This is a genomic window from Cellulomonas sp. CW35 (assembly GCF_052378485.1).
GTDB lineage: Bacteria > Actinomycetota > Actinomycetes > Actinomycetales > Cellulomonadaceae > Cellulomonas > Cellulomonas uda.
Genome location: NZ_CP199000.1, coordinates 887349 through 899684, shown reverse-complemented (window position 1 = coordinate 899684; position 12336 = coordinate 887349). Strand labels below are relative to the sequence as shown.

At 75.4% G+C, this 12336-nt stretch carries 11 protein-coding genes and 2 pseudogenes; 3 read left to right on the top strand and 10 right to left on the bottom strand.

The annotated features are described in order from the left end of the window. Nucleotides 1-20: 20 nt before the first annotated feature. The 4 genes and pseudogenes from ACT17Q_RS04310 to tsaD form a co-directional block, all read right to left on the bottom strand. Entirely contained in the window at nt 21-2573 is a 2553-nt protein-coding gene (locus tag ACT17Q_RS04310; protein ID WP_444665359.1) for a [FeFe] hydrogenase, group A, read from the bottom strand. Continuing rightward, nucleotides 2574-2684, bottom strand: a pseudogene (locus ACT17Q_RS04305) (hypothetical protein); the annotation flags it as partial. It lies immediately after the preceding gene. 68 nt (nt 2685-2752) lie between these two features. Further along, nucleotides 2753-3202, bottom strand: a pseudogene (locus ACT17Q_RS04300) (2Fe-2S iron-sulfur cluster-binding protein); the annotation flags it as partial. Between the two features lie 191 nt (nt 3203-3393). Beyond that, nucleotides 3394-4440: a tRNA (adenosine(37)-N6)-threonylcarbamoyltransferase complex transferase subunit TsaD gene (gene tsaD / locus ACT17Q_RS04295; RefSeq protein WP_094180684.1), complete on the bottom strand. Its 1047-nt coding sequence runs from the start codon at nt 4438-4440 to the stop codon at nt 3394-3396. A 158-nt stretch (nt 4441-4598) separates the two neighbouring features. On the opposite strand from tsaD, the gene ACT17Q_RS04290 reads away from it, so the two are divergent. Continuing rightward, nucleotides 4599-5240: a malonic semialdehyde reductase gene (locus ACT17Q_RS04290; protein ID WP_094180685.1), complete on the top strand. Its 642-nt coding sequence runs from the start codon at nt 4599-4601 to the stop codon at nt 5238-5240. A gap of 8 nt (nt 5241-5248) precedes the next feature. Here ACT17Q_RS04290 and ACT17Q_RS04285 read toward each other — a convergent pair whose 3' ends face one another. From ACT17Q_RS04285 to ACT17Q_RS04260, 6 genes are read right to left on the bottom strand one after another with little or no spacing between them, the layout of a single operon-like run. Next, the gene (locus ACT17Q_RS04285; RefSeq protein WP_444664912.1) at nt 5249-6109 is read right to left on the bottom strand and encodes a sulfurtransferase; all 861 of its coding nucleotides are present in this window, start codon (nt 6107-6109) and stop codon (nt 5249-5251) included. Beyond that, complete coding sequence (gene rimI / locus ACT17Q_RS04280; RefSeq protein WP_268531530.1) at nt 6106-6636, bottom strand: ribosomal protein S18-alanine N-acetyltransferase; 531 nt, start codon at nt 6634-6636, stop codon at nt 6106-6108. The genes ACT17Q_RS04285 and rimI overlap by 4 nt, the downstream gene beginning before the upstream one ends. Continuing rightward, complete coding sequence (tsaB, locus tag ACT17Q_RS04275) at nt 6633-7322, bottom strand: tRNA (adenosine(37)-N6)-threonylcarbamoyltransferase complex dimerization subunit type 1 TsaB (RefSeq protein WP_444664911.1); 690 nt, start codon at nt 7320-7322, stop codon at nt 6633-6635. Before tsaB ends, rimI begins: the two co-directional genes overlap by 4 nt. A gap of 5 nt (nt 7323-7327) precedes the next feature. Then, a complete protein-coding gene (tsaE, locus tag ACT17Q_RS04270; protein WP_444664910.1) occupies nt 7328-7915 on the bottom strand; it encodes a tRNA (adenosine(37)-N6)-threonylcarbamoyltransferase complex ATPase subunit type 1 TsaE in 588 nt (195 codons plus the stop codon). After that, nucleotides 7912-9132, bottom strand: coding sequence for an alanine racemase (alr, locus tag ACT17Q_RS04265; RefSeq protein WP_444664909.1), 1221 nt, complete (start codon nt 9130-9132; stop codon nt 7912-7914). Before alr ends, tsaE begins: the two co-directional genes overlap by 4 nt. Further along, nucleotides 9129-10736 carry a bifunctional ADP-dependent NAD(P)H-hydrate dehydratase/NAD(P)H-hydrate epimerase gene (locus tag ACT17Q_RS04260; protein ID WP_444664908.1) on the bottom strand — a complete coding sequence of 536 codons (1608 nt, stop codon included), beginning with the start codon at nt 10734-10736 and terminating at the stop codon, nt 9129-9131. Before ACT17Q_RS04260 ends, alr begins: the two co-directional genes overlap by 4 nt. A 104-nt stretch (nt 10737-10840) precedes the next feature. On the opposite strand from ACT17Q_RS04260, the gene ACT17Q_RS04255 reads away from it, so the two are divergent. Then, nucleotides 10841-11293 carry a hypothetical protein gene (locus ACT17Q_RS04255; RefSeq protein WP_444664907.1) on the top strand — a complete coding sequence of 151 codons (453 nt, stop codon included), beginning with the start codon at nt 10841-10843 and terminating at the stop codon, nt 11291-11293. A 38-nt stretch (nt 11294-11331) separates the two neighbouring features. Beyond that, on the top strand, nt 11332-12318 hold the full coding sequence (locus tag ACT17Q_RS04250) for an LLM class F420-dependent oxidoreductase (protein WP_444664906.1): 987 nt from the start codon (nt 11332-11334) through the stop codon (nt 12316-12318). Nucleotides 12319-12336 lie beyond the last annotated feature (18 nt).

Genomic DNA, 12336 nt, shown 5'->3' with positions numbered 1-12336 from the left:
GGCCTCCTTCCCGGTCGTCGTCACGCGCGGAACGGCGCGTACGTCGTGTGCAGCAGCTCGTGCGCGAGCGGCGAGGCCGGTGCGCCGTAGAACTCGTCGTAGAGCCGCAGGACGTCCGGGTTCTCCTGGGACTTGCGGATCGGCGAGAGCTGGTCGATGTCGACGAGCACCTGCTGGCGGCCGGGCGTCTCGGCGGCGCACGTCGGCACGGGGTGACCCGCGCCGCTCACGCACCCGCCCGGGCACGCCATGATCTCGACGAGGTCGTACCCGACGTCCTCGCCCGCGATCACCCGGCGGATGAGCGGTTCGGCGTTGCCCAGCCCCGAGACCACGGCGACCCGCACGTCGACGCCCCCGGCGGTGACGTGCGCCTCCTTGAACCCGTCGGTCCCCCGCAGCTCGGTGAAGTCGAGGTTGTCGACGAGCGGCTCACCGGTGAGCTGCTCGACAGCCATGCGCAGCGTGGCCTCGGCCACACCGCCCGACGCGCCGAACAGGACACCCGCGCCGGACACGCGCGCGTACGGCTCGTCGAACTCGCCCGGCTCGACGTCCGCGGCCTCGAGCCGCAGCATCTGCACCATCTCGAGGAGCTCGGTCGTGGTCAGGACCGCGTCGACGTCCCGGACCCCGTCGGTCGTGTGCTCGGGCCGCGCGGCCTCGTCCTTCTTGGCGATGCAGGGCACGACGGACACGACGTACAGGTCGTCGAGCGCGATGCCGGCCTGCGCGGCGAAGTGGTGCTTCACGGTCGTGCCCATCATCTGCTGCGGGCTCTTGCAGCTCGACAGGTGGTCGATCAGCTCGGGGTAGCGCCGCTCGACGAGGTTCACCCAGCCGGGGCAGCACGACGTGAACTGCGGCAGCACGCCCCCGGTCGCGACCCGCTCGAGGAACTCGGTGGTCTCCTCGAGGATCGTCAGGTCCGCGGCGAACGAGAAGTCGAACACCTTGTCGAACCCGACCTGGCGCATGAGCCCGGCGATGAACGGGCTCGCCGCGGCCGGCTCGATGCCGTACTCCGCGGCGATCACCGACCGCACGGCGGGCGCGACGAACCCGACGACGACCGTGCGCGGGTCGTTGATCGCGGTGAACACGTCCCCGCGCTCGCGCACGTAGTCGAGCGCACCGCACGGGCACGCGCGCACGCACTGGCCGCACGAGACGCAGTCGGTCTGCGACAGCGGGAGCCCGTTGTGCGTGCCGACGACGAGCCGGCCCTCGTGGTACTGGAACGCCAGCACCCCGGGCCCCTCGATCTCGGCGCACGCGGTGACGCATCGCCCGCACGCGATGCACTTGTTGTTGTCGCGCACGATGAACGGGTGGTCCGCGACCACGGGCTCGTACGGCCGCACGTGCAGCGGCAGCTCGAACACGACCCCGTGCGCGGTCGCCTCGTCGCGCAGCTGGCAGCAGTCCTGCTTGGCGCACCCGCAGGACAGGCAGCGCGCGGCCTCGGTGCGTGCCTGCTGCTCGGTCAGCCCGGTCTCGACCTCGGCGAACCCCGCGAGGCGCTCCTCGACGGGCAGCGACGGCATCGTCGCGCGTGGGACGCGCACGACGTCCTCGAGCTCGTGCCGCGGCAGGTCCTCGAGCGTGCCGCGCGAGCAGGAGTAGTCCTCGTGGCTCGGCCGGACGTAGCCGCGCAGGACGAAGTCCGACATCGCGGCCGCCGCACGGCGTCCGGCGGCGACCGCCTGGATCACGGTCGCGGGACCGGTGACGCAGTCGCCGCCCGCGAAGATCTTGTCCTCCGACGACTGCATGGTCCGGCCGTCGACCTCGACGTCGCCCCACTGGTTGAGCCGCACGGGCAGGTCCGCGTACGCGGCCTCCTCGGCGCCGTGCGCGGGACGACCGCGCACCCACGAGCTGATGTGCACGGGCATCTCGTAGTAGAGGAACGCCGTGTCGGTGCTCTGGCCGATGGCCCCGATGATCGTGTCGGCCTCGATCTCGAGCTCGCTGCCCTCGACGGGCACGGGGCGACGCCGCCCGGTGCGGTCCGCCTCGCCCAGCTCCATGCGCAGGCAGACGAGGCGCTTGGTGCCGTCGGCACCGACCGTGATCCGCGCGGGCGCCGTCAGGTAGAGCATCTCGACGCCCTCCGCGACGGCCTCCTCGACCTCGAACGGCTCCGCGGGCATCTCCTGGCGCGTGCGCCGGTACACGAGCTGCACGCGCGACGCCCCGGAGCGCAGCGCCGTACGCGCGCAGTCGATCGCGGTGTTGCCGCCGCCGACGACGACCGTGCGGCCCAGCGGGATCTCGTCGCCCTTCGCCACGCGCTCGAGGTACTGGATGCCCAGCCACACGCCGTCGAGGTTCTCCCCGTCGATGCGCAGCGGTGTCGCCCGCCACGAGCCGATCGCGAGGTACACGGCGTCGAAGTCGCGGCGCAGGTCCTCCAGGCTCAGGTGCGTGCCGAGCGCCTTGCCGGTCACGACGCGCACGCCCAGCGCGCGGATGATGTCGATCTCGTGCTCGAGCGTGGACTTGGGCAGGCGGTACTCGGGGATGCCGTAGCGCATCATGCCGCCCGCGTGGTCCTGCTTCTCGAACACCGTGACCGCGTGGCCGGCGAGCGCGCTGTAGTACGCCGCGGACAGCCCGACGGCCCGGCGCCGACGACGGCGATCCGCTTGCCCGTCGCGGGCGCGGTCCGCGGGACCCACGGTGTTTCGCGCGCCATGTCCCAGTCGGTCGCGAACCGCTTGACGTAGTTGATCGCCACGGGCTCGTCGACGAGGTTGCGCCGGCACGCCGACTCGCACAGGTGCGGGCACACCCGCCCGCAGACCGACGGGAACGGGTTGCGGTCCTTGATCACCCGCACCGCGGCCTCGTAGTTGCCGTCCGCGACGTGCTGCAGGTAGGTCTGCACGTCGACGCCCGCGGGGCAGGTCTGGACGCACGGCGCGACGCAGTCGGCGTTGTGGTCCGTGAGCAGCTGCTCGAGGCGCACCTTGCGGTAGGCCTCCAGGCGCGGCGACCGCGTCGTGACGACCATGCCCGCGGTCAGCGGCGTCAGGCACGCCTTGACGTCACGCGGCGCGCCCTCGCCGACCTCCACCACGCACAGCCCGCAGCTCGCGTTGGAGCGCTCGAGGCGCACGTCGTGGCACAGCGACGGGATCGCGATCCCCTCGGCGGCCAGCGCCCGCAGGATCGTCGTACCCGCGTCGACCTCCACCTCGCGGCCGTCGACCGTCACGGTCACGCGCTCGTCGTGCACGCTCACGCGGCGCCCTCCTCGCAGGGCTCACGCGCCGGGCCTCGTCGCCCGCACGCTGCGCGGCGTGCCCACGCCGCGTCACGTCCACGCTAGGGACGCCACCCCGGCGCGCGCGCGTGACTTCCGACCCAGATGCGCAGGCCGGGGCCCTAGACGAGGACCTGCGTGAGGGGCATCGAGGAGTCGACGGGGATGTCGAGCGACGAGGGCCGCATGCCGCGGCGGACGACCGCCGAGCCGAGCGCGGCGATCATCGCGCCGTTGTCGGTGCAGTAGCGGATGGGCGGGATGCGCAGCTCGATGCCGGCCTCGGCGCACCGCTGGGCGGCCAGGTCCCGCAGCTGGGAGTTGGCGGAGAACCCGCCGCCGACGACGAGCGTCGACACCCCGTGCGCGCGGCACGCCGCGATCGTCTTGGCGGTCAGCACGTCCGCGACCGCGGCGGCGAACGACGCGGACACGTCCGCGAGCGGCAGCTCCTCGCCCGCGTCCTGGCGCGCCTCGACCCAGCGCGCCACCGCCGTCTTCAGCCCGGAGAACGAGAAGTCCGTCGCGTGCTTCGCCTGGTCCTTGGCGGCGGTCAGACCCCGCGGGAAGCGGATCGCCTCGGGGTTGCCCTCACGCGCGAGGCGGTCGATGTGCGGGCCGCCCGGGTAGGGCAGGCCGAGGAGGCGGCCGACCTTGTCGAACGCCTCCCCTGCGGCGTCGTCGAGCGTCGAGCCGAGCTCGGTGACGTGCACGGTGTCGTCGAGCATGAGGAGCGAGGAGTGCCCGCCGGAGACGACGAGCGCCATGACGCGCTCCGGGAACGGGCCGTCGACGAGCTCGTCGACGACGGCGTGGCCGATGACGTGGTTGACGCCGTACAGCGGCTTGTCGAGACCGATCGCGAGGGCCTTCGCCGCGGCGGCGCCGACGGTGAGCGGCCCGACCAGGCCCGGTCCCGCGGTCACGGCGATCGCGTCGACCTGGTCGAGCGTGACGTCGGCGGTGGCGAGCGCACGCTCGATCGTCGGGACCATCGCCTCCAGGTGGGCGCGCGACGCGATCTCGGGGATGATCCCGCCGAACCGCGCGTGCTCGTCGACCGAGGACGCCACCGCGTCGACGAGCAGGTCGTACCCGCGCACGAGCGCGACGCCGGTCTCGTCGCACGACGTCTCGATCCCGAGGACGAGGGGCTCGCTGTTCGGCATGGCGACAACCTTAGGCCGCTCGCGCGCCGGGCTCGCACCGGCCGCGTCGCCGGGTGGGCCCCCGTGCGAGGCGAGCGCGAGACGTGCCCGACGCACTGTGACGACGGTCACACGCCGCCGGGGGAAGCGTCGAGGTTGGTTGAGACTTCAAGTGAACTATGACGACCGAGACCTCGACGATCGACTCCCTCGACTTCCCGACGCCCACGTACGCGATCGGCGACGACGCCGCCGACCTGCTGTTCCGCGGCGCCCGGACCGTCGGCGCGTTCACGGACCAGCCCGTGACCGACGCCGACCTGCAGGCCGCGTACGACCTGCTCAAGTGGGGCCCGACCGCGATGAACATCACGCCGCTGCGCCTGCTCGTCGTGCGTTCCGACGAGGCGAAGGCCCGGCTCGCCGCGCTCGCCGCCGAGGGCAACCGCGAGCGCGTCCTGGCCGCCCCCGTCACGCTCGTCGTCGCCGCCGACCCGGCGTTCCACCACCACCTGCCGGTGCTCGCCCCGCACCGCGCCGCGATGGTCGACGCGCTCGACGCCCAGCCCGAGACGCGCGCGGGCATGGCGCGCACCAACACGCTCATCCAGACCGGATACCTGCTCACCGCGCTGCGCGCCACCGGCCTCGACGTGGGCCCGATCGGCGGGTTCGACGCCGCGGGCGTCGACGAGCAGCTGCTCGCCGGGACGGGCTGGCAGTCGCAGCTGATCGTCCTCGTCGGCCACCGTGACGGCGTGGGCACCGCGCACCCCCGGGCCGCGCGGCTCACCTGGGACCAGGTCTCCACGACCGTCTGAGGCGTCGGTCAGGACCCGGTCGCGACCGGGCGGTCCGGGTCCGACGACCACTGCGACCACGAACCCGGGTACAGCGCCGCCTCCACCCCGATGCTCGCGAGCGCCGCGACCTGGTGCGCCGCCGTGACCCCCGAGCCGCAGTACACCGCGACCGGCGCACCCGCCGCGGCCCGCAGCGCGCGGAACCGCTCCGTCAGCGCGTCCGCGGGCAGGAACGTGCCGTCGTCCGCGAGGTTCTGCGCGGTCGGCGCGCTCACCGCGCCCGGGATGTGGCCCGCACGCGGGTCCACCGGCTCGACCTCGCCCGCGTAGCGCTCCGCCGCGCGAGCGTCGAGCAGCGTGCCCTCGTGCGGCCACGCGGCCGCGTCGTCGGCGTCGATCGTCGGCAGCGCGCCGGGCGTGAGCACCACGTCGCCCGGCTCGGGCGTCACCTCGCCCGGCTCGAGCGACAGGCCGGCCGCCGACCAGGCCGCGAGCCCACCGTCGAGCAGCCGCACGTCCGCGACGCCCGCCCAGCGCAGCAGCCACCACGCGCGCGCCGCGGAGGTGCCGCCGCTCGCGTCGTACGCCACGACCGGCGCCCCCTCCCGCACGCCCCAGCGCCGCGCGGCGGCCTCGAGCGCCGCGACGTCCGGCAGCGGGTGCCGACCGGCGGCGACGCTCGGCGGCGCCGCGAGCTCGGAGTCGAGGTCCACGTACACGGCGCCGGGCAGGTGCCCCGCGAGGTACTGCTCGTGGCCGTCGGAGCGGCCCAGCGCCCAGCGCACGTCCAGCAGGACGGGCGGCTCGTCGCCCGCCAGCTCCGCCGCGAGCGCCACCGCGTCCACCAGCACCGCGGCGCGCGTCGTGTCCGTCGTCCCGTTCGTCATGCCCGCTCCCCCGTCTCGTCGGCACCGGACCCCGCGGTCGCGCGGGACCCTCCACCCGGAGCCTGCGCCAGGTCGAGGCGCATCGTCCAGGCGTCCTTGTTCTCCGGCTGGTAGTACCCGCGGCGCAGGCCGAGCTTCTCGAACCCGGCCCGCTGGTACAGCCGCAGCGCGGGCTCGTTGTCGACCCGCACCTCGAGGAACACCGACGGTGCGCCGACCTCGCGCGCACGCGCGACGAGCGCGTCGAGCAGCACCCGGCCGATGCCGCGGCCCTGGTGCCCCACCGCCGTGCCGATCGTCATCACCTGCGCGTCATAGCCGTCGAACCACAGCCCGGCGTACCCGACGAGCGGTCCGTTGCCGTACTGCGCGCCGACGTACCAGCGCCCCGGGCCGACGACCTCGTCGGCGAGGCTCGCGGGCGACCAGGCGGCGGCGCCGAACAGCGTGCGCTCCAGGACGTCCAGCGCCGGGACGTCGTCGGGCGTCAGCGGCCGCAGCCGCAGCGGCGTGCGGTCGGGGCTCATCCGCCCAGGACGCGCTTGCTGCCCGCCGACGGCACCGCGTCGGGGCGGCGCAGGTACAGCGGGTCGGTGCCGAGCGCCTCGCCCGCCGCGCGACGCGCGAGCGCGAGCGGCACGAGCTCGGCCGCGTCGAGGTCGTCGGCGCCCGCCACGTGCGTCAGGCCCGCGAACGCGTCGGGGTACAGGTGCGTGCCGGCGCCGACGACGAAGCCGCCCGCCACCGCGGGCTCGTCGGCCACCTCGTGCGCCGGCCCGACGCGCGGCTCGACGAGCGTGCCCAGGACACCCTGCTCGTCACGCCGGTACGCGGCCCAGTAGACCTCGCGGCGGCGCGCGTCGGTCGCGACGACGAGCGGCGCGCCCGTCGGGACCGCACGGGTCGCGGCCGCGGCGAGCGCGTCGAGGCTCGGCACGCCGAGCGCGGGCACGCCGAGTGCGAGCGCGAGGGTCCGCGCGGTCACCAGGCCGACGCGCAGGCCGGTGAACGGCGCCGGACCGGTGCCGACGACGACCGCGGACAGGTCGCGGCGGTCGACGCCGGCATCCGCGAGCGCCTGCGCGACGAGCGGGGCGAGCAGCTCCGCGTGATGACGGGGCAGGTCCGCGCGGTGGCGGACGAGGGCGCTACCGGCGTCGTCCGTGACGGCGACGGAGACGGACGAGGACGTGTCGAGGGCGAGCAGGGGCACGACGCTCAGCCTGCCACGTCGTCCGCGCCGACCGCGCGGTCGGCGGCGTCGTCCGCCGCGCGCGCGAGCGCCGCCAGGTCGACCCCGGCCCATCGCTCGCCGACCGCGCGCAGCGTCACGACACGCTCCCCCGCACCCCCGTCGTCGTCGGCGACCTCCGCGGCGTCCGCCGCCGTCGCCGCACCGCGCGGTCGCGTCAGGGCGATCTCCAGCCGGTCGGTGGCGATCGCCTCCACCCAGCCCCGACCCCACTCGACGACCGTGACCGCGTCCTCGAGGCTCGAGTCGAGGTCGAGGGCCTCGACCTCGTCGAGCGAGGACAGCCGGTACGCGTCGACGTGCACGAGGTCGGGGCCCTGCGTGCCGTCCTCGCGCACGAGCCCGGGGTGCACCCGGGCGATGATGAACGTCGGCGAGGCGACCTGTCCGCGCACGCCGAGGCCCGCGCCGATGCCCTGCGTGAGCGTGGTCTTGCCGGCGCCGAGGTCACCGGTGAGGACCAGGAGGTCACCCGCGCGCAGCACGCCCGCGAGCGCACGGCCGAACGCGCGGGTGGCCTGCGCGTCGGGCAGCCGGACGACGACGTCGCTCATCGCGCACCTCCCGTGACCGCGGCCGCACCGGTCGCCGCCGCGGTCTCGCCGGCGGAGCTCCCGAGCACCTCGACGCCGACGTACTCGCGCGGCACCGAGCCGGACAGCCGCGTGACGATCTCGTACGAGATGGTCCCGGCGGCGACGGCCCAGTCCTGCGCGGTCGGCCCGCCGTCCGCACCCGTGCCGAACAGCTCGACGCGGTCGCCGGCCTGCTCGGTCGCGTCCGGGCCGAGGTCGACGACGACCTGGTCCATGCAGACCCGCCCCGCGACGCCGAGCGTGCGGTCCCCCACGCGGATCGGCCCGCCGGACCGTTCGCGCGAGCCCGAGGCGTGCCGCGGTATGCCGTCGGCGTACCCGAGCGGCACCACCCCGAGCCGCGTCTCGTGCGGCGTGACGTACTGGTGCGCGTAGGACACCCCGTGGCCCGCGGGCACGCGCTTGACGGTCGCGAGCTCGGCCTCGAGCGTCATCGCGGGCACGAGACCGTAGTCGCCCGGGCCACCGAGCTGCGGCACGGGCGACAGCCCGTAGACCGCGATACCGGGCCGCACCAGGTCGTAGTGCACCTGCGGCGACGTGAGGGTCGCGGCGGAGTTCGCGATGTGCCGGACCTCGATCGCCGCGCCGGCGGCCTCCGCGAGCCGGACGGCGTCGGCGAACACGTCGTGCTGCGCGCGCACGGTCGCGTGGTCGGGCTCGTCGGCGAACGCGAGGTGGGACCAGATCCCGACGAGGGCGACCGCGCCCTCCGCCTGGGCCCGCAGCGCGGCGGGGAGCAGGTCCGCGAGGCCGTCGGGGGTCAGGCCGTTGCGGCCGAGGCCCGTGTCGACCTTGAGGTGCACGCGCGCGGTCCGGCCGACGAGCCGCGCGGCCGCGACGACCTCGTCGAGCGCGGGGGCGGACGAGACGGAGACGTCGACGTCCGCCTCGATCGCGCGGGCGATCGGCGCGCCCGGCGCGTACAGCCACGTGAGCACGCGCGGCGCGGTGACGCCCGCGTCGCGCAGCGCGATCGCCTCGTCCATCTGCGCGGTGCCCAGCCACGTCGCACCGCCCGCGACCGCCGCGCGCGCCGACGGCACGAGCCCGTGCCCGTACGCGTCGGCCTTCACCACGGCCATGAGCTGCGCGGTGGGCGCGTGGGCGCGCAGGGAGCGGACGTTGGACGCGATGACGGACAGGTCGACGACGGCTCGGGCGGGGAAGCTCACCGGCCCATCCTCCCACCGCGACCCGGCCCGTCCGCCGACCTCGTCGTCGGCCCTGTCGTCGCGCGGGCCGTCGAGCCGGCGGTCCAGCCGACCGTCGGCCGGGACGCGTCCGCGCCGAGCAGCGCGGCCACCGTCTCGGGCAGCGCGAGCGCGACCGCGCGCGCCGTGACCGGACCGCCGGGGTTCGCGGTGCGCGCCGCACGGCCGTGCACGAGCGCGGCGGCCGCCGCGAGCGCGGCCGCGAGCGACGGGTCGTCGGCGACGTCCGCCGCGCGTCCCGCGAGCATCGCCCCCAGCAGGCCCGCGAGCACGTCGCCGGCCCCCGCGGTGGCGAGCCACGCGGGCGCGTCGGACTGCGCGTACGCGGCGCCGTCCGGCCCGACGACGAGCGTGACGTGCCCCTTGACCAGCACGGTCGCGCCCGTGAGCTCGTGCGCGAGGCACGCGTGCCGCAACGGGTGCGCCTCCACGTGCTCGCGGTCGACGCGGTGCCCGCGCGCCGTCAGCAGCCGCGCGAGCTCGCCCGCGTGCGGCGTGAGCACGACGTGCGCGGGCACGCGCGGCGGCAGCAGCTCGAGCGCACCCGCGTCGACGACCGCGGGCTCGGCGCGGTTCAGCACACCCTCGAAGGCGTGCTCGATGCGCCGCCGCTGCGCGGCGTCCTCGGGCGAGACCCCCGGCCCGAACACCCACGCCTGCACGTGCCCCGGCCCGGCCACCACCTCGGGCCGTCGCGCGACGACGAGGTCCGCCACGTCACCCAGGTACCGGACCATCCCCACGCCCGCGAGCACGGCGGCCGACGTCGCGAGCACCGCCGCGCCGGGGTAGCGCCGCGCGCCCGCGACCACCCCGACGACCCCGCGCGAGTACTTGTGCGCCGCCGGCCCGGGGACGGGCCACAGCGCGGCGGCGTCGTGGCCCTCGAGCCGCGCGATCGCGGGCCGCCCCGGCAGGTCGAGACCGATGTCGACGACCTCGAGCTCACCCGCGAGCCGGGCCGCCGGCGGCAGCAGCAGCCCCGGCTTGGCGGCACCGAACGTCACGGTCCGGTCGGCGCGCAGCACCGTCCCGGTCGCCGAGCCGTCATCGACCCCGATGCCCGACGGCGTGTCGACCGCGACGACCACGGGGCCGCGCTCGTCGTCGCGCGCCGACAGCCGTGCCACGAGCGCGCCCGCGACGCCCGTCAGCCCCCCGGGCCGGGCCCCGATCCCCAGGATCCCGTCGAGCACGACGTCCGCACCGGCCGCACGCGCCGCGGCGGCCGCGACGCCGTCCTCGTCGACCACGACCACGCGACCGCCCGCCGCCTCGAGCGCCGCGCGGCCCTCGTCGTGCACGCGCGGTGCGACCGCGAGCGCCACCACGTCCGCACCCCGTGCCCGCAGGTACGCGCCCGCGTGCAGGGCGTCACCGCCGTTGTTCCCCGGCCCGACCAGCAGCACGACGGACCCGCCGACGACGCGACCACGTCGCTCACGCAGCACGCGCGCGACCGCGCCCGCGAGCGCGAACGACGCGCGCTGCATGAGCGGGACACCGTCGGCGAGGAGCGGGGCCTCCGCGGCGCGGACCTGCGCGGACGTCCAGGACAGCAGCACGTGCCCATCCTCGCGCCGGATCCGCGACGAGGCCAACGAGAGCGGTTTGCTACGTTTCCCGCCGGTCCAGTCGTCCCGCCCCGTCGCGTCATCCAGGAGGAACCGTGCACGCCACCGCGAGCGACCCGTCCCCCGCCGCGGTGCTGTGGCTCGTGTGCGCGGTGTGCGCTCTGCTCACCGCCGTCCTGGCGACCCTCGGCGGGCGCTGGCTGGCCGCCGCACGGCGCGTGCACCGCGTGCAGGTGCCGGCACGCGCCCTGTCGTCCACGTACGTCGGGCCGGGGACGTTCGTCGACGTCGAGTACCCCGGGCCCGACGGCCGCCCGCTGCGGGCTCAGCTGTTCGTCTGGCTCGTGCGCGCGCCCGGCGTGGCGTACACGTTCGACGGCACGGTCTGGGTCGACCCGCACCACCCCGCCGACGTGACCCCGCGCCGCCAGGGACGCACCACGCGTGCGACGCTCACCCTGATCCTCGCCGCGGTCACGCTCGCCGGCACCGTCGGGACGGGCTTCGCCGCGCTCGTCGTCCGGTTCGGTGAGACGTTCCCCGCCTGACCCTGCCGTCCCGCGCCCGCGGGGGTAGCGTGCGCCGCATGCGCTTCGGACTCTTCATCCCCCAGGGCTGGCGGCAGGACCTCACGGGCATCGACGCCTCGCAGCACTGGGCGGTGATGAGCGGGCTCGCGCGGTACGCCGACGAGGGCGACGCGTTCGAGTCGATCTGGGTCTACGACCACTTCCACGCGGTGCCGGAGCCGAACGGCGAGGCGACGCACGAGGCGTGGAGCCTCATCAACGCGTTCGCGGCGAGCACGTCGCGCGTGCGGCTCGGGCAGATGTGCACGTGCATGGCGTACCGGAACCCCGCCTACCTGGCGAAGGTCGCGACGACGGCCGACGTGATCTCGGGCGGACGCGTCGAGATGGGCATCGGTGCGGGCTGGTACGAGCACGAGTGGCGCGCGTACGGGTACGGGTTCCCCAGCGCCGGCGAGCGGATCGCGATGCTCGACGAGGGCGTGCAGATCTTCAAGCAGATGTGGACCAACGGCGTCGCGACGTTCGCCGGCCGGCACTACCAGGTGGACGGCGCCCAGCTGTCGCCGCTGCCGCTGCAGGTCGACGGTCCCCCGCTGTGGATCGCGGGCGGCGGCGAGCGCAAGACGCTGCGGATCGCCGCCGAGCACGCGCAGTACACCAACTTCGACGGCAGCCCCGAGGGCTTCGCGCACAAGTCGCAGGTCCTCGCGGAGCACTGCGCCGCGATCGGCCGCGACCCAGCCGAGATCACGCGCTCGGCCAACTACAACGTCGTCATCGGCGAGACCGAGGCGGACGTCGACGACAAGGTCGCGTGGCTCGAGGAGCACTACGCGCTGACCGTGCCGGGCAAGGCGCCCGGGCTCGCCGAGGACCTCCGCAAGGGGCCGCTGGTCGGCACGCCGGAGCAGGTCGTCGAGAAGCTGACGGCGCTGCGCGAGCTGGGCCTCGGGTACGCGATCACCTACTTCGCCGACGCGGCGTACGACCGCTCGAGCATCGAGCTGTTCGCCGACCAGGTGGTCCCCGCGCTGCGCTGACGTACCCGACCCGGCGCT